This is a genomic window from Cellulomonas sp. GbtcB1, assembly GCF_019091725.1.
GTDB lineage: Bacteria > Actinomycetota > Actinomycetes > Actinomycetales > Cellulomonadaceae > Cellulomonas.
In genome coordinates this window covers 1-16,674 of record NZ_JAGXJG010000039.1, presented here as the reverse complement: position 1 = coordinate 16,674, position 16,674 = coordinate 1, and the positions used below count along the sequence as shown (strand labels likewise).

The following is a 16,674-nucleotide window of genomic DNA, read 5'->3' as shown; positions in this document are numbered from 1 at the left end:
GCGCGTCATCGCTCCTCGGGCTGGTGGTCGGTCGGGGTGAGCAGCGCGCAGCCGGCGTCGGCCAGCACCGCCCGGGCGGGTTCGGGGAGGCCGGCGTCGGTGACGACGACGTCCACCTCCTCCAGGGACGCGATCCGGGCGAGCCCGACCACGCCCCACTTCGTGTGGTCCGCGAGCACCGTCACCGCGGCCGCGCACCGCAGCAGCGCGCGGTCGGTGGCGGCCTCGGCGAGGTTCGGGGTCATCAGACCCGACTCGTCGAGCCCGTGCACGCCGAGGAACAGCCGGTCGACCCGCAGCGTCGCGAGCGCGGTGTCGGCGACGGGGCCGACGAGGGCGTCGGACGGGGTTCGGCTGCCGCCGGTGAGGATCACGTCGAGCGCGCCGCCCGCTGCCTCGTGCAGGGTGCGGGCGACCGGCAGCGAGTTGGTGACCACGGTCAGCGGCCGCAGCGCGGGGTCGGCGGCGATCTGCTGCGCGAGCAGGTGCACGGTCGACCCGGCCGACAGCGCGACGGCCTGGCCGGGCTCGATGGTGCGGGCGGCGAGCGCGGCGATGTCCCGCTTCTCGGCCGTCGCCCAGGTGCTCTTCTCGGCGAAGCCGGGCTCGTCGGTCGGGCGGCCGGGCCCGCCGTCCGCGGCCACGGCCCCGCCGTGCACGCGGCGCACCAGGCCGGCGCGGTCGAGCTCGGTGATGTCGCGGCGGACGGTCATCTCGGAGACGTCGAGCTGCTCGACCAGGTCGGCGACCCGGACGGCCCCGTGCGCGCGCACCTCCGCGAGGATGCGGTCCTGACGCTGGCTGGCGAGCACCGCGACAGTATCCACCAGGACCGCACACGAACCAACATCCGAGGCGCGGGCGGCGCGGGGTGGCGGCGCACCGCGGGCCGGAGGGACGCCCGCGGTGCGCCGCCGGCTCAGGCGGCCGCGGCGGCGGCCGGCGCGAGGGGGAACGCCCGGGCGTACGCCTCGGGACCGTGCCACCGCTCGACCCACTCCTGGTGCGGCAGGAGGATCCAGAGCAGCGGGTACAGGAGCACCGGGGTGCCCGGCAGCACCACCAGCACGATCAGCGCGAGCCAGCGCATCGGCCAGTCGCCGATGCCCACACGCCGCGCGAGTCCCGCGCACACCCCGCCGAGCACCCGGCCTTCCCGGGGCCGGACCAGGCCGTGCCGCCACATGAAGCCGTAGATCCCGTTCATCGTCATCTCTCCTCCGGTCGGTTGCGATGCCGAGAACACTGCCGGGGAGCGGGGGTGCGGCACATCGGGGGACGACCCGGGACCGCCCCTGAGATCGCCGGGACCGGGGTCGGCCGGACGGGCGACGCAGGCGGCCCCGCCGCGCCGGTCGCGGGTCGCCCGCGCGGACGAGCGGGGTCCGTCCGCGGGGGGACGGCGCCGGGGCGCGCGGCCACGGCCGTCCGACCGGGGGCGTGCGCGCCGCAGCGACCGGGGACGGACCCCGGTCGCGGACGGGACGCCCGGGGAGCGCCCGGTGCGGTCAGCGGCCGACGGGCGTGAGGCCCAGCGACTTCCCCGCGAGGCCCCGCGACCGCGCCGTGAGCGCCGTCGCCATCCCGCGCAGCGCGACGGCGGCGGGGGAGTCCGGGTCCGTCAGCACGACCGGCGTGCCGCCGTCGCCCGCCTCGCGCAGCCGGATGTCGAGCGGCACCTGGCCGAGGACCGGGACGGTCGTGCCGGTCGACCGGGACAGCCCCTCGGCCACCCGCGCGCCGCCGCCGGACCCGAACAGCTCGAGCCGGGAGCCGTCCGGCTGCTCCAGCCACGCCATGTTCTCGACGACGCCGACGACGCCCTGCCGGGTCTGGGTGGCGATCGAGCCGGCGCGCTCGGCGACCTCCGCCGCCGCGAGCTGCGGGGTCGTCACGACGACCAGCTCCGAGCCCGGCAGCAGCTGCGCGACCGAGATCGCGATGTCGCCGGTCCCGGGCGGCAGGTCGAGCAGCAGCACGTCGAGGTCGCCCCAGAACACGTCCGCGAGGAACTGCTGGAGCGCGCGGTGCAGCATCGGCCCGCGCCACACGACCGGCTGGCCCGGCGGGACGAACATGCCGATCGAGATGACCTTGACCTCGTGCGCGATCGGCGGGAGCAGCATCTCGTCGACCCGGGTCGGCGGCTGGGTCACGCCGAGCATCCGCGGGATCGAGAAGCCGTAGATGTCGGCGTCGACGACGCCGACCCGCAGCCCCTGCTGCGCCATCGCGACAGCGAGGTTGGCGGTCACCGACGACTTGCCGACGCCGCCCTTGCCCGACGCGACCGCGAACACCTTGGTCAGCGAGGTGGGCTTGCTGAACGGGATCACGGGCTCGGCGCCGCCGCGCAGCCGCTCGGTGAGGGCCGCGCGCTGCTCGGGGCTCATCACGCCGAGCGCCATCCGGACGTCCGCGACGCCCTCGACGGTCCGCACGGCCGCGGTGACGTCCTTCGTGATGGTATCCCGCAGCGGGCACCCGGCGGTCGTCAGGTCGATGCCGACGGTGACGAGCGCGCCCGCAGCCGGAGTGGTGTCGACGTCGACCGACCGGACCATGCCGAGGTCGGTGATCGGCCGCCGGATCTCCGGGTCGAGCACCCGGGTGAGGGCCTCCCGCACGGCGGCGGCGACGGCCTCGGGGTCACGGGTGTCCAGCGCGGGCGACATGTCGTCCATCGTAGGTGCGCCCGCGCGGCGACCCTCCGGGACCTGGCGCCTACGGCGTCGCGCGGTCCCGTTCGCGCTCGCGGGGACCGGCGGGGTCGTCGCCGGTGTCGCGCTCGGCGGCCGCCTCGCGCTCCTCGACCAGCTCCTCCAGCAGGTTCCGCAGCTCGGACCGGACGAAGTCGCGCGTGGCGACCTCGGACAGGGCGATGCGCAGGGCCGCCATCTCCCGGGCGAGGAACTCGGTGTCCGCCAGGTTCCGCTCGGCGCGCTGCCGGTCCTGCTCGGCCTGCACGCGGTCGCGGTCGGTCTGGCGGTTCTGCGCGAGCAGGATCAGCGGCGCGGAGTACGACGCCTGCAGCGACAGCATGAGCGTGAGGGCGGTGAATCCGTTGGCGGCCTTGTCGAACCGCAGGTGCTCCGGGCCCCAGGAGTTCCAGACCAGCCAGGCGGCGCAGAACAGGCTGAGCCAGAGCAGGAACTTCGGCGTGCCCATGAACCGGGCGATGCCCTCGGAGACCTTGCCGAACGCGTCGTCCTCGAGCTTGGGCAGCAGGCTGCGGCGCGCGGTCTTCGGGGTGTCGAGACGGTCAGCCACGGCGGCCTCCCCTCGGGGTCGGGCGTGCCGCGGGGCGGGAGCCGCGGGCGCCGACGGCGGGCACCTCGCCCGTCGGGACGGGCTGCACCTCCTCGTCGGTCTCGCGCCAGTCCTCGGGCAGCAGGTGGTCGAGCACGTCGTCGACGCTGACGGCGCCGAGCAGGCGGCGGTCGTCGTCGACGACGGGGATCGCGAGCAGGTCGTAGGTGGCGAGCCGGCGGGTCACCGCGAGCAGCGGGGCGTCGGCGGGCACGGGGTCGATGTCGGTGTCGACCAGGGCGCCGATCGCCTCGTGCGGCGGCTCGCGCAGCAGGCGCTGCAGGTGCACGACGCCGATGAACCGCCCGGTGGGCGTCTCCAGCGGCGGCCGGACGACGAACACCATCGACGCCAGGGCGGGGGTGAGGTCCTTGCGGCGCACGTGGGCGAGCGCCGCGGCGATCGGCGTCTCGGGGCCCAGGACGACCGGCTCGGTCGTCATCAGGCCGCCCGCGGTGTTGTCCTCGTACGCGAGCAGCCGGCGGACGTCCCGCGCCTCCTCGGGCTCCATGAGCGCCAGCAGCTCGGCCTGCTGGTCGTCGGGGAGCTCGCCGAGCAGGTCGGCGGCGTCGTCGGGCTGCATCGCCTCGAGCACGTCGGCGGCGCGGGTGCGCTCGAGGTGGGACAGGATCGCGACCTGATCGTCCTCGGGCAGCTCCTCGAGCACGTCGGCGAGGCGCTCGTCGTCCAGCGCGGCCGCGACCTCCATCCGCCTCGTGGAGCCCATGTCGTGCAGCACGTCGGCGAGGTCCGCGGGCTTCAGCTCGTCGTACTGCGCGAGCAGCAGCGCGGCGCCCTGCGCGTCGGCGGCCGTGCGGGCGAGCCCGGCGATCTCGTCGATGTCGAGCAGCTCGGGGACTCCGCGGCGGCGCAGCAGCCCGCCGCGCCCCGTGTGCTTGCGGACGAACACCTTGGCGACCAGCCAGTCGCCGTTGCGCTGGCGTTCGATCGCGACGTCCTCGACCGTCGCCGAGCCGGTGCCGTCGGCGAGCTGCACCGTGCGGTCGAACAGCTCGCCGACCACCAGGGTCTCGAACGGGCGCTGCTCGAACCGGCGCATGTTCACCAGGCCGGTCGAGATGACCTGGCCGGCGTCGATCGCGGTCACCCGGGTCAGCGGCACGAACACGCGGCGCTTGCCCGGGACCTCGACGACCAGCCCGACGGCGCGCGGGGCGCCCTTGGGGCGGAGCAGCACGACGACGTCGCGGACCCGCCCGACCTGGTCGCCGATGGGGTCGAAGACGTTGGTGCCGGCGAGGCGCGCGACGAAGACTCGGGTCCCGGTGCCGCTCACGGTGGTCAGCGTAGACGGCGCCCGGCCGTGCGGCGCGCCGCGACGCGGGTGGTCCCGGAGCCCGGGCGACCCTGGCCGGAGCCTGGACGCGGACCATGAAACCCCTGCGTATCGGCCGTGCCGCCTGGCGCCGCGACCCCCCGCGGGGCGAGGATGGACGCATGTCGTTCACCGGCGGTGCCCGCATCCCCCAGACGCCCACCCTGCCCCAGGGCGAGACGGTCGCGTCCTACGGCACGTACCTCGAGGCGCAGAAGGCCGTCGACCACCTCTCGGACCACCAGTTCCCGGTCCAGATGGTGACGATCGTCGGCACCGACCTGCGCATGGTCGAGCGCGTCACCGGTCGTCTGACCTACGCCCGCGTCGCGATGGGCGGGTTCGGGTCGGGCGCGTGGTTCGGCGTGTTCATCGGCCTGCTGTTCCTGCTGTCCGGCGGCTCCTCCGGGATCCTGTTCGCGGCCGTGCTGTTCGGCGGCGCGGCGGGCCTGCTGCTCGCGGTGCTCGTCTACGCGACCAGCCGCGGGAAGCGGGACTTCACGTCCCAGAGCCAGATCGTCGCCGCGCAGTACGCGGTGCTGTGCCGGGCCGAGCGCGCGCACGAGGCGCGGCAGATGCTGCGCGAGGTCGGCGGCGTGCGGGTGGGTGCGGCGACGCCGGTGCCGCCGGCGCACCCGATGGGCGCACGACCCTCCGACCCGACCGCGGCGTACCAGCAGGCCGCGCCGGGGCAGCCCGCGCCGGGCCAGCCGCCGGTCGCCCCCGGCCAGCCGCCCGCGCAGCCGCGGTACGGGCAGCTCGCGCCGCAGCCCCCGGCCGAGCCCCGCTACGGGCAGCTCGCCCCCCAGCCGCCGGCCGCTCCGCCGTCGGGCGCCCCCGAGACCCAGCCGGGCGCCGAGAAGCAGGACTGACGACCGACGGCCCGGTCCCCCTCGCGCGGAGGGGGACCGGGCCGTCGTGCTGCCGGGACCGCGGCGTCAGCGGGGGAGCAGCCCCGCCATCCACGCCTCGACGTCCTCCGGGGTGCGGGGGAGCGCGGCCGACAGGTTCTCGTTGCCGTCTGCCGTCACGAGCACGTCGTCCTCGATCCGCACGCCGATGCCGCGCAGCTCCTCCGGGACCCGGAGGTCGTCGACCTGGAAGTACAGGCCCGGCTCGATGGTGAACACCATGCCGGGCTCGATCACCGCGTCCAGGTACATCTCCCGGCGGGCCTGCGCGCAGTCGTGCACGTCCAGCCCGAGGTGGTGGCTCGTGCCGTGCACCATCCAGCGGCGGTGCTGCTGGCCCTCGGGGCTGAGCGACTCCTCGACGGAGACGGGCAGCATGCCCCACGCGCCGAGCCGGCCGGCGATCACGTCCATCGCGGCGGCGTGCACGTCCCGGAACCGGTTGCCCGGCACGGCGACCGCGAACGCGGCGTCCGCGGCGTCGAGCACCGCCTGGTAGACCCGGCGCTGCGCGTCGGTGAACGTGCCGTCGACCGGCAGGGTGCGCGTGACGTCCGCGGTGTAGAGCGAGTCGACCTCGACGCCCGCGTCGATCAGCACCAGCTCGCCCTCGCGGACCTGCCCGTCGTTGTCCGTCCAGTGCAGGGTGGTGGCGTGCGGGCCGGCGGCGGCGATCGTCTCGTAGCCGACGTAGTTGCCCTCGACGCGCGCCTGGGACAGGAACGTCCCCTCGATGACGCGCTCGCCGCGGCGGTGCGCCACGGCCTCGGGCAGCCGGCGGACGACCTCCGCGAAGCCCTCGGCGGTGGCGGCGACCGCGCTGCGCAGCTCGGCGACCTCGTGCTCGTCCTTGACCAGCCTCAGCTCCGACAGCGCCTCGACCAGCGCGGCGTCGCGCTCCCCGGCGTCCTCCGTCGCGCGGATCTCCTCGACGACGGCCTCGACCGCCTCGTCCACGCCCGGGACCAGCAGCACCCGGACGCCGTCGGCGCCCGCGTCCTTGGCCAGGGCGTCGCGCAGGTCGTCGCTGTGCGCGGTCGCGATGCCGGTGACCGTCGCCATGTCCTCGAGCGTCGGGCGCGGGCCGACCCAGAACTCGCCGTACCGGGCGTCGGAGAAGAACTCCTCGGTGTCCCGGCCCGCGAGCGGGCGCATGTACAGCACGGCGCGGTGCGTCGACCGGCCGCCGCCGGGCAGCTCGTCGCCCTCGCCGTCCGCGGCGGGGTGCAGCACCAGGACCGCGTCGGGCTCCTGCTCGGCGCCCAGGCCGGTGAGGTGGGCGAACGCGGAGTGCGGGCGGAACCGGTAGTCGGTGTCGTTCGACCGCACCTTGTACGCGCCGGCGGGCACCACCAGGCGCTCGCCCGGGAAGGCGGCGGCCAGGCGCGCGCGGCGTGCGGCGGTGAACGGGGCCGCCGGGCCCGCGACCGCGGTGCTCGCCGGGCGCTCGGCCCAGCCGGAGGTCACCCAGTCGAGGAACGCGGCCGACTGGGGGCGCTGGCTGCGGTTCGAGCCGCGGTCGGCGAGCGTCTGCTCGCCCTCGGCGGGCTCGGACAGGGCGGGCGCGGGGGTCTCGGGCGTGGGGTCGGTGGCCATGCGCCCAGTCTGGCACCGCGGGCGGGACCAGGGGGCGGACGGCGCAGGTCACCGGTACCGGTGAGTAGCCTTGCGCGGTGCGCATCGACCTCCACACCCACTCGTCGGTCTCCGACGGCACCGAGACCCCGGGGGAGCTGGTCGCCTCGGCCGCCGCGGCCGGCCTCGACGTCGTCGCGCTGACCGACCACGACACGACGGCCGGCTGGGCCGAGGCGTCCGACGCCGCCCGCCGGCTCGGCGTCGCCCTCGTCCCCGGCACCGAGGTGTCCGCCCTGTCGCGCGGCGTCAGCGTGCACCTGCTGTCGTACCTGCAGGACCCGGCGCACCCGGCGCTCGCGGACGTGGTCGCGCAGACCCGGGACGCGCGGCTGCACCGCGGCCGGGCGATCGTCGAGCGGCTGTCGGAGGACCTGCCGATCACCTGGGACGACGTGCTCGCGCAGCAGTCGCCCGGCACCGTCGTCGGCCGGCCGCACATCGCGGACGCGCTGGTCGCGCTCGGCGTGGTGCCCGACCGCACCGCCGCGTTCGCCGACCTGCTGTCCGCGCGCGGCCGGTACTACGTGCCGTACTACGCGCCGGAGGCGGTCGAGGCCGTCGAGGCGGTGCTGGCGTCCGGCGGGGTGCCGGTGTTCGCGCACCCCGGCGCCGACGGCCGCGGCCGGGTGGTGCCGGACTCCGACATCGAGGAGCTGGCCGAGGCGGGCCTCGCGGGGCTCGAGGTGCACCACCGGGACCACACCCCCGAGCAGCGCGCGCGGCTGACGGCGCTCGCCGACCGGCTGGGGCTGCTGGTCACGGGGTCGAGCGACTACCACGGGACGGGGAAGGACAACGTGCTCGGCGAGAACACGACGGCGCCGGAGGTGCTCGCGGAGATCGAGCGCCGGGGCCGCACGGCGGTGGTGCGCGGATGAGCGCCGTGCTCGACTGGCGGCTGCTGTCCGAGGTCTTCATCACCCTGTTCGTCATCATGGACCCGCCCGGGACGGTGCCGATCTTCCTCGGGCTCACCGGCGCCATGACCCGGCAGCAGCGGAACCGCGCAGCCCGGCAGGCGATCTTCGTGGCCTTCGGGGTCGTGCTGGCGTTCGCGGTGTTCGGGCAGAGCCTGCTGTCGTACATGCACATCTCGCTCCCCGCGCTCCAGGCGTCCGGCGGGCTGCTGCTGCTCCTCGTCGCGATGGAGCTGCTGACCGGCAAGTCCGAGGAGCCGCAGCCGTCCGGGAACTCCAAGGTCAACGTGGCGCTGGTGCCGCTCGGGACGCCGCTGCTCGCGGGGCCGGGTGCGATCGTCGCGGTGATGGTGTTCGTGCAGCAGAGCGACGGGACGCTGGCCGACTGGGTGGCGATCGCGGTCGGCATCGTGCTGGTGCACGTGTGCCTCTGGCTGGCCATGCGATTCGCGGGGTTCATCCACCGGCTGCTGGGCGACTCGGGCACGACGCTGGTGACCCGGATCGCCGGTCTGCTGCTGGCGGCGATCGCGGTCCAGCTGGTGGCGGACGCGGTGACGGCGTTCGTCAAGGCGGCGTAGCGCGCGGTCGCGCCCGCGGGACGCGGCCCCCGCCGCCCGCCTCCGGGGCCACGCCGCGCTCGCCGCGCTCGCCGCGCTTGCCAGTGCACATCCGACACGTCGACTGCCTACCCAGGGGATAGGCAGTCGACGTGTCGGGTAGGCACTCGGTGAGCGGGATGGCGTCGGCGGCCGCCCCGGTGGCCCTCGCGGGGGTGCGGGGCGAGGATCGGCGCGTGAGCACTCCCTCCCTCCGCGGGCGGCTCGGCGACGAGCTGTTCGCCAGAGTCGCCGGCCCGCGCGGCCCGCAGGTGCGCGACCGCATCCACCTGACCCCGGGGCCGCGCTGGTTCGGCCCGGACGACGCGATCCGGCGGGTGCACGGCGACGCGTCGATGTTCGTCGGCGGGCTGACCGCGCTGCTGCTGCAGTCCTGGCACCCGCTGGCGATGGCCGCCGTCGCGGCGCACTCCGGGTACCGCGGCGACCCGTGGGGCCGGCTGCAGCGCACCAGCACGTTCCTCGCGGTCACCACGTTCGGCACCGCGGAGCACGCGGCGCAGGCGGTCGCGACCGTGCGGGCGATCCACGACCGCATCATCGGCGTCACCGAGGACGGCGAGCCGTACGCCGCCTCGGACCCGCACCTGCTGCGCTGGGTGCACATCACGGAGGCGCACGCGTTCCTCACCGCGCACCAGCGGTACGGGGCGCGGCCGCTCGACGCCGCGGGCTGCGACGCCTACGTGGCGCAGTCGGCGCGGGTGGGGCGGGCGCTCGGCGCCGAGGACCTGCCCGAGACGGCCGCGGGGCTGCACGCGGCGCTCGACTCCTACCTCCCGGAGCTCCGCGGGACGCCGGCGGCGCGGGAGGCCGCGGAGTTCCTGCTCGCCGACCCGCCGCTGCCCGTGCCGGTCCGGCTGCCGTACGGGGTGCTCGCGGCGGCGGCGATCGCCGGCCTGCCGCGAGCGGCGCGGGCCCCGCTCGGCCTGCCGGACGTGCCGTGGCTGGACGCGACGCTGGCGCCGGCGGGCGGGCACGCCATCACCCGGCTGATCCGCTGGGCCCTGGCGACCACCCCGGCCCCGCCGACGGCGGACGCCGCGGCCTGACGCCGCCGCGCTGCGTACGCGCCGCGCGGCGCGCGCCGAGGTCGAGTGTTTGCTGCTGAGACCCCCGGAGAACCCCTCGACCTCGCCCGGAAACCCTCGACCTCGCCGGGAAACCCTCGGTCCCGCCCGGGACGTGCGAGGGCGCCCCCGCCGGGTGGCCGGGGCGCCCTCGTCGTCGTGCTGCGGGAGGCTCAGGCCTCCGCGGGAGCGGCCGGGGCCGACTCGCCCTCGCCTCCCGGGCGTCCGCCGCGGGTGCGGCGGCGGTTGCGCCGGCGGCGCGGGGCGGCGCCCTCCTCGCGGCCCTCGGCGGGGCCCGTGGTCGACTCGGCGGGGCCGGTCGAGCCCTCGACCGCGCCGGACGCCGCCGGGGTCTCGCCCGAGCCGCCACGACGCCGGCTGCGCGAGCGACCGCCCTCGCCGCCCTCGGACCGTGCGCCACCCTCGGAGCGCCCGCGGCCCTCGCCACGCCCGCCCTCGCGGGGGCCGGAGCCGCCGCGCCCGCCGGAGTCCCGGCCGCCGCGGCCGCCGTCGCGCGAGCCGGAGTCCCGGCCGGACGAGTGGCGCTTGCCGGTCTCGCCCAGGTCCTCGAGCACCTCGGCGTCCAGGCCCTCGCGGGTCCGCTTCGAGCGCGGCAGGCGCCCGGTGGTGCCCTCGGGGATGCCGAGGTCGGTGTACAGGTGCGGCGAGGAGGAGTACGTCTCCTGCGGCTCCGGGAAGCCGAGCTCCAGCGCCTTGTCGATCAGCGACCAGCGCGGGACGTCGTCCCAGTCGACGAACGTGACCGCCGTGCCCTTGTGCCCCGCGCGGCCGGTGCGGCCGGTGCGGTGCAGGTAGGTCTTCTCGTCCTCGGGGCACTGGTAGTTCACGACGTGGGTGACGTCGTCGACGTCGATGCCGCGCGCGGCGACGTCGGTCGCGACGAGGACGTCGACCTTGCCGTTGCGGAACGCGCGCAGCGCCTGCTCGCGGGCGCCCTGGCCGAGGTCGCCGTGCAGCGCGCCGGCGGCGAACCCGCGCTCGACGAGCTCGTCGGCGACCTTCGCGGCGGTGCGCTTGGTGCGGGCGAACACGATGGTCAGGCCGCGGCCCTCGGACTGCAGGATCCGGGCGAGCACCTCGACCTTGTCGAGCGCGTGCGCGCGGTAGACGACCTGCTTGATGTTCTTGACCGTCTGGCCCGCGTCGTCCGGCTCGCTCGCGCGGATGTGCGTCGGCTGGGTCATGTAGCGGCGGGCCATCGCGACGACGGCGCCCGGCATGGTGGCCGAGAACAGCATCGTGTGCCGCGAGGCGGGGGTGCGTGCCAGCAGCTTCTCGACGTCGGGCAGGAAGCCGAGGTCGAGCATCTCGTCGGCCTCGTCCAGCACGACGCACTTGATGCGCGACAGGTCCAGGTGGCCCTGGTTCATCAGGTCGATCATGCGGCCCGGCGTGCCGACGACGACCTCGACGCCGCGCTGCAGCATCTCGATCTGCGGCTCGTAGGCGCGGCCGCCGTAGAGCAGGGCGATGCGCACGGAGCGGCGCTTGGACGCGGTCTCCAGGTCGCCGGCCACCTGCACCGCGAGCTCGCGGGTCGGGACGATGACGATCGCCTGCGGCTTGCCGGGCGCGGGCAGGGTGTCGAAGCCCTCCTCGCCGGGGGCGACGACGCGGTGCAGCAGCGGGACGCCGAAGCCGAGGGTCTTGCCGGTGCCGGTCTTGGCCTGGCCGATGATGTCGTGGCCGGACAGCGCCACGGGCAGGGTCATCGCCTGGATGGGGAACGGGGTGCTGATGCCGGCGTCGGCGAGCGCCTGGACGATCTCGGGGCGGACGTCGAAGTCCGCGAAGGTCACGTCGGCGGCCTGCACGGAGGCGGCGGTGGGGGTGTCGATGGTCTCCACGGCGACGTCCTCGGGCGCGAGGGCGTCGGTGGTGCTGGGTTCGGTCGAGGTCACGGACTGCTCTTCACTCGTGAAGGTGGCGTGCCGCGCGTCGCGCCCCGCGAGGGGGTCCGCGACGGGCATCGCCACAGGTGGTCCGGCAGCCGATCGTGCAAGTCAGCGAGAGCGGGCCGGGCGCCGTGGGCGCCGCGGTTCGCTCGGCGCACCGTGGTCGGGACGACCGGGCAACCGATGAACACGCCCGATGATACGCGCAGGGGCGCCGGCACCGCGGGGAGGTGGCGGGCGGCAGGCGTGCCGGGAGTCCGGCGGAGACCGCCCGGAGCGCGCCGGGACCGGCCCGCCGCCCGCGCGCCGCCCCCTCCGCTGCGGCGCGCGGCCGGTCGTCAGCCCGCGACGGCCCCCTCCGGGGAGCGCTCCTCGGAGGCCTCCCCGTCCGCGCCGCGCGCGGTCCCCGCCGCCAGCACCGCGGCCCGCAGCCGGCGCTGCTGCGTCGCCGCGACCAGCAGCGCCACCGCGGTCGTCGTCACCGTGACCGCGAACGCGGCGGTGTGCCCGGACGCGTCCGCGAGCCGCCCGGCGATGCTCGACCCGAGCGCGTAGCCGACGCCGGTCGCCGAGGCGAGGGCCGTCATCGCCGCGCCGGTGCGCCCCGCGGGGACGACCCGCTCGCCCAGCGAGAACACGCCGATCATGTACGGCGCGACGGCGAACCCGAGCACCGCGACGGCGGCGGTCAGCGCGGGCAGGGAGTCGACCAGCAGCAGCGGCCAGGACAGCGCGACGAGCGCGCACGCGGCGACGAGCACCCGGCGCTCCTGCCCGATCCGCGCCGGGATGAACGCGGTGCCGATGCCGGCGGCCGCGCTGCCGACGCCGAGCACGGCGTGGATCAGGCCCGCGAGCCCGGGCTGGCCCGCCTGGGTCGCGAGCACGGTGGTGCCGGTCTGGGTGGCGCCGAACAGCACGCCGACCGCGGCCTGCGCCACGACGAGCACCGCGAACGCCGGGGTGAGCAGCCGGCCGGAGGGGCGGGCGTGCGGGCCGGTCGCGGTGCGCCGGGCGGTCGGGTGCAGGGCGAACGCGGTGCCGAACACGGCCAGCAGGACGGCGGCGGTGACGAGCGCGCCGGCGGGGGACAGCCACACGGCGACGACGCCGACCAGGGCCGGGCCGATGGCGAACGACGCCTCGTCGACCGCGCCCTCGTAGGAGAACGCGGCGTCGACCAGGCGGCGCTGCTCGGGGCCGGTGCCGGCGGTGATCGGGCGCCAGCGGACGCGGGCGAGCGGCCCGACCTGGGGCAGCGTGAGCCCCGTGACGGCGGCGACCGCGACGAGAGCGGCACCGCCCGCGCCCTGGTGCGCGAGCAGGGTCAGCGCGCCGAGCGAGGCCGCGCCGGCGAGCGACTGCACGAGGACGACGGGGCGCTGCCCGTACCGGTCGGCGAGGCCGCCGGCGACCGGCGCGCCGACCGCGTTCGCGACGGCGAGCGCGCCCGCGGCGAGGCCGCCGAGCCCGTAGGTGCCGGTGGCGGTCGAGACGAGCAGCAGGGTGCCGAGCTGGGCCATCGCCATCGGCAGGCGGCCGAGGAAGGCGACGAGGACGTAGGCCGGGCCGGCCAGGCGGAACAGACGCGCGTAGGCGCTCAGGGCGGACACGAGGGACCCTCCGGGTGCACGAGACGGGCGACGCGCCTCCCCGCCTCCAGGTCGCGTCCGGTGTCCCTCAGCTGGCCCCATCGTAGCCGGGTGCACCCGGCCCGGGCGAGGCCCCCTGCGGGCACGGCGCTACCCTGGACGGATGACCGAGGTCGCCCACGACGCCCAGCCGCAGGCCCAGCCGCCGGCGCAGCACGCCCCCGAGGCCGCCGACACCGTCGAGCTGCTGGGGCTGGTCGCCCACCTGCAGCACGTCGCGTTCAACCGGCTCGCCGAGGACGCCCGCGTCGCCCCCACCACCGCCCAGCAGCTCGAGCTCAGCCGGCTGGCCGCTGCCGCGGTCGACCGCCGCGACCGGGTGCTCGCCCGCGTCGTCGAGCTCGGTGGGGAGCCCGAGCGGTGCCTCGGCGCGTACGCGCGGCTGCTCGAGGACTTCGACTCGCGCACGCAGCCCAGCACCTGGTGGGAGCGGCTGCTCCGGTCCTACGTGGCCGACGGCGTGTCCGACGACTTCTGCCGGATCGCGGCGTCCGCCGTCGACGACCGGTCGCGCGCGCTCCTGCTCGAGGTGCTGGACGACGCGGCGCACGCGAACCTCGCCGTCGGCGAGCTCGAGGCCGCCGGGGCGCAGGACGAGGTGCTGGTGTCCCGGCTCGCGCTGTGGGGCCGCCGCCTGGTCGGCGAGGCGCTCGGCGTCGTCCAGCAGGCGATGTCCGCGCACCCCGCCCTGGGTCGGCTGGTGACCCGCCGCGAGGCGGAGGCCCGGGCCGCGGCCGAGGAGCCCGCCGCCGCGCCCGTCGCGGAGGCGCCGGCCGCTGCGGCCGAGGCCGACGGTGCGGCCCCCGCGAAGCTGTTCGGCGAGCTCACGGCCGAGCACACCCGCCGCATGTCCCGCCTGGGCCTGACGGCCTGACGGCGGGAGCCCCGCCGGGGACGACGACGCCCCGCACCGGATCACCGGTGCGGGGCGTCGCTGCGTCTGCGGGTGCTGCTCAGATCGCGCCGAAGCCGACGCGGCCCTTCGACTCCGTGCCGATCTCGACGTAGCCGATCGAGGCGGACGGCACGATGACGCGCCGGCCCCGGTTGTCGGTCAGCTCGAGCACCGGCTTGCCGTTCAGGGCCTCGGTGACGGCGGCGGTGACCTCGTCGGCCGTCTGGTCCGACTCGATCACCAGCTCGCGGGGCAGGTTCTGCACACCGATCGTGATGTCCACGCTTCGTCGTCTCCTCGTCCGTCGTGTCGCTGCCCGGTCATCCTAGGCCGGGCGGACGCCCGCGGGGCCGTCCAGCGGGCCGCGTTCGCCCTGGGTGGACACGTCGTCCGGCTCGGGGCCGGGGTCCGCGGCGGCCCCGGCGTCCCCGGGCACGAAGTCGGCGACACCGCCCCACGCCAGCCGGGCGACCAGCGTGGCCGTGTCCCGCGCCGTGCTGCCGTCGGGCGACCGGAGCCGGCGGGTCGCGGCCGCCTGGGCCATCGCGGCGACGGACGGCGCGAGCAGGGCGGCGGTCTCCGCCGGCACGCCCGCGACCTCGCCGAGGACGGACTGCAGCCGGCGGGTGACGGCCTCGGTGGCCCGCTCGACCCGCGCGCGCACCTCCAGGTCGTGCCGGACGTCGGACTCGAACAGCAGGGCGGACGACTCCCCGGCGCCGTCGACGAAGTCCACGTAGGCCCGCACCACGCCGGTGAGGATGGCGCGCGCGTCGTGCGGCCGGACCTCGCCCGGCGGGTGCATGGCGACGGCGGCGTCGACGGCGGACAGCAGCTCGTCCCCGCGGGCGTCGACGACCGTGAGGTAGAGGTCGAGCTTGGACGGGAAGTGCCGGTACAGCACCGGCTTGCTCACCTCGGCGCGGTCGGCGATGTCGTCCATCGACACGTGGTGGAAGCCCTCGGACGTGAACAGCTCCTGGGCGATCGCCAGGACCTGCGCGCGGCGGAGCGCGCGGGGCATGCGCGCCGGGCGTCCGCGGCCGGCGGGGGGCTGGTCCATCGGGCGATGATAGCCACGGCGGGCGGGCGCTCAGCGGGGCGTCCGCGGCTACGCACGCACCGGCCCGGCCGCCCTCCGAGGGCCCCGCCGACGGGCTGGGGACGCGCGCGCTCGGGGTGCCTCGGGTGTCGGTGCCGTGTGATGGGATCGGGGCCGTGACCCCGACCCCCGCCGGCCCGCCCTCCGCGGCCGGGCTGCGCCTCGTGCGGCCCGCGCTCGCGGACGTGCCGCCGCCGGTCCGGCTCGGCGCGGACCAGCGGGCCGTGGTCGACCGGGTCGTGGCGGGCGCCGACCCCGCGCTGCTGGTCGTCGGCGCGGCGGGCACGGGCAAGACCCTGCTCGCCGTCGAGGCGGTGGCGGCGGCGCTGGGGGCGGACGACGACGGGCTGTTCCCCTCGCCGGACCTGCCGTCGCCGGACGAGGTGCTGGTGCTCGCGTCCGGGCGCCGCGCGGCCGCCGAGCTGCGCGACCGGATCGGCGCGCGGGTCCGGCGCACGACGGGCCAGGCGATGGTGCGCACCCCGGCGGCCGCGGCGTTCGCGGTGCTGCGGGCGCGCGCGGCGCTCCTCGGGGACCCGGCGCCGACCCTCATCTCCGGGCCCGAGCAGGACCTCGCGCTCGCCGAGCTGCTCGCCGGCCACGCGGCGGGGGAGGGCGTGCCGCTGGCCTGGCCCCCCGGCGTGCCGGAGGAGGCGCTCACGCTGCGCGCGTTCCGCGGCGAGCTGCGCGACCTCGTCATGCGCGCGGCCGAGCGCGGCGTCGAGCCCGAGGACCTGGCGCTGCTCGGCGAGCGGCACGGCCGGCCCGAGTGGGTCGCGGCCGCGGGGCTGTACCAGGAGTACGTGGACGTGACCACGCTGCGGGCGAGCACGCCCGACGCCGGCGCGCGCTACGACCCGGCGGTCGTCGTCGAGGAGGCGGCCGAGGTGCTGCGCACCTGGGAGGACGAGCTGCCCGGGCCCCGCCCGCGGTGGCGGCTGGTGGTGGTCGACGACTACCAGGAGGCGACCGAGGCGACGGCGCGGCTGCTGCGCGTGCTGCAGGACGACGGCGCGCGGCTGCTGTTGCTCGCCGACCCGGACGCCGCGGTGCAGACGTTCCGCGGGGCGACGCCGGCGCTCGTCGGGCGGGCCGACGTGGCCGGGACCGGGCCGGGCGAGCTCGGCGCGGCGCGGCTGGTGCTCGACGGCGTGCGGCGGCACGGGCCGGTGCTCCGGGGCGTGGCGGCGCGCGTGGCCGAGCGGATCGCGGTGGTCGGCGGCGCGGCGCACCGGCGGGCGCTGCCGGTGCCGGGGGCCGGGGCGCCGGTGTGCGGGACCGCGGCGCCCGGGGTCCGAGTGGGGGGCC

At 76.9% G+C, this 16,674-nt stretch carries 16 protein-coding genes; 6 read left to right on the top strand and 10 right to left on the bottom strand.

From position 1 onward, the window contains the following. Positions 1-5: 5 nt before the first annotated feature. From KVT14_RS13870 to KVT14_RS13850, 5 genes are all read right to left on the bottom strand, one after another. Positions 6-812: a DeoR/GlpR family DNA-binding transcription regulator gene (locus KVT14_RS13870; RefSeq protein WP_217616207.1), complete on the bottom strand. Its 807-nt coding sequence runs from the start codon at positions 810-812 to the stop codon at positions 6-8. Between the two features lie 107 nt (positions 813-919). Then, positions 920-1,207, bottom strand: a complete 288-nt coding sequence (locus KVT14_RS13865; RefSeq protein WP_217616206.1) for a PspC domain-containing protein — start codon at positions 1,205-1,207, stop codon at positions 920-922. Between the two features lie 301 nt (positions 1,208-1,508). Then, positions 1,509-2,675, bottom strand: a complete 1,167-nt coding sequence (locus KVT14_RS13860) for an Mrp/NBP35 family ATP-binding protein (protein WP_217616205.1) — start codon at positions 2,673-2,675, stop codon at positions 1,509-1,511. Between the two features lie 49 nt (positions 2,676-2,724). Next, positions 2,725-3,270: a DUF1003 domain-containing protein gene (locus KVT14_RS13855; RefSeq protein ID WP_217616204.1), complete on the bottom strand. Its 546-nt coding sequence runs from the start codon at positions 3,268-3,270 to the stop codon at positions 2,725-2,727. Beyond that, entirely contained in the window at positions 3,263-4,606 is a 1,344-nt protein-coding gene (locus KVT14_RS13850) for a CBS domain-containing protein (RefSeq protein WP_217616203.1), read from the bottom strand. Before KVT14_RS13850 ends, KVT14_RS13855 begins: the two co-directional genes overlap by 8 nt. Before the next feature lie 161 nt (positions 4,607-4,767). Here KVT14_RS13850 and KVT14_RS13845 point away from each other — a divergent pair, with 161 nt between their 5' ends. After that, the gene (locus tag KVT14_RS13845) at positions 4,768-5,517 is read left to right on the top strand and encodes a general stress protein (RefSeq protein ID WP_217616202.1); all 750 of its coding nucleotides are present in this window, start codon (positions 4,768-4,770) and stop codon (positions 5,515-5,517) included. Positions 5,518-5,583: 66 nt separating this feature from the next. On the opposite strand, the gene KVT14_RS13840 is transcribed toward KVT14_RS13845, so the two are convergent. Beyond that, entirely contained in the window at positions 5,584-7,152 is a 1,569-nt protein-coding gene (locus tag KVT14_RS13840) for an aminopeptidase P family protein (protein ID WP_217616201.1), read from the bottom strand. 77 nt (positions 7,153-7,229) lie between these two features. Here KVT14_RS13840 and KVT14_RS13835 point away from each other — a divergent pair, with 77 nt between their 5' ends. From KVT14_RS13835 to KVT14_RS13825, 3 genes are all read left to right on the top strand, one after another. After that, positions 7,230-8,072, top strand: coding sequence for a PHP domain-containing protein (locus KVT14_RS13835; RefSeq protein ID WP_217616200.1), 843 nt, complete (start codon positions 7,230-7,232; stop codon positions 8,070-8,072). Next, a complete protein-coding gene (locus tag KVT14_RS13830) occupies positions 8,069-8,692 on the top strand; it encodes a MarC family protein (protein ID WP_147794239.1) in 624 nt (207 codons plus the stop codon). The genes KVT14_RS13835 and KVT14_RS13830 overlap by 4 nt, the downstream gene beginning before the upstream one ends. Positions 8,693-8,907: 215 nt before the next feature. Continuing rightward, positions 8,908-9,783 (top strand): oxygenase MpaB family protein, encoded by an 876-nt coding sequence (locus KVT14_RS13825; protein WP_308161076.1) that lies wholly within the window; start codon positions 8,908-8,910, stop codon positions 9,781-9,783. A 191-nt stretch (positions 9,784-9,974) separates the two neighbouring features. Here KVT14_RS13825 and KVT14_RS13820 read toward each other — a convergent pair whose 3' ends face one another. Continuing rightward, positions 9,975-11,792 carry a DEAD/DEAH box helicase gene (locus tag KVT14_RS13820; RefSeq protein ID WP_217616199.1) on the bottom strand — a complete coding sequence of 606 codons (1,818 nt, stop codon included), beginning with the start codon at positions 11,790-11,792 and terminating at the stop codon, positions 9,975-9,977. A gap of 263 nt (positions 11,793-12,055) precedes the next feature. Continuing rightward, positions 12,056-13,330, bottom strand: a complete 1,275-nt coding sequence (locus KVT14_RS13815; RefSeq protein WP_217616198.1) for an MFS transporter — start codon at positions 13,328-13,330, stop codon at positions 12,056-12,058. 142 nt (positions 13,331-13,472) lie between these two features. Here KVT14_RS13815 and KVT14_RS13810 point away from each other — a divergent pair, with 142 nt between their 5' ends. Next, positions 13,473-14,243 carry a ferritin-like fold-containing protein gene (locus tag KVT14_RS13810; protein ID WP_217616197.1) on the top strand — a complete coding sequence of 257 codons (771 nt, stop codon included), beginning with the start codon at positions 13,473-13,475 and terminating at the stop codon, positions 14,241-14,243. A 79-nt stretch (positions 14,244-14,322) separates the two neighbouring features. Here the strand turns inward: KVT14_RS13810 and KVT14_RS13805 are convergent, their stop codons facing one another. Next, positions 14,323-14,547: a DUF3107 domain-containing protein gene (locus KVT14_RS13805; RefSeq protein WP_147794234.1), complete on the bottom strand. Its 225-nt coding sequence runs from the start codon at positions 14,545-14,547 to the stop codon at positions 14,323-14,325. A gap of 42 nt (positions 14,548-14,589) precedes the next feature. After that, a complete protein-coding gene (locus tag KVT14_RS13800) occupies positions 14,590-15,327 on the bottom strand; it encodes a TetR/AcrR family transcriptional regulator (RefSeq protein WP_217616196.1) in 738 nt (245 codons plus the stop codon). Between the two features lie 155 nt (positions 15,328-15,482). Here KVT14_RS13800 and KVT14_RS13795 point away from each other — a divergent pair. Further along, the coding region (locus KVT14_RS13795; RefSeq protein ID WP_308161075.1) for a UvrD-helicase domain-containing protein at positions 15,483-16,674 on the top strand (1,192 nt) is incomplete at its 3' end.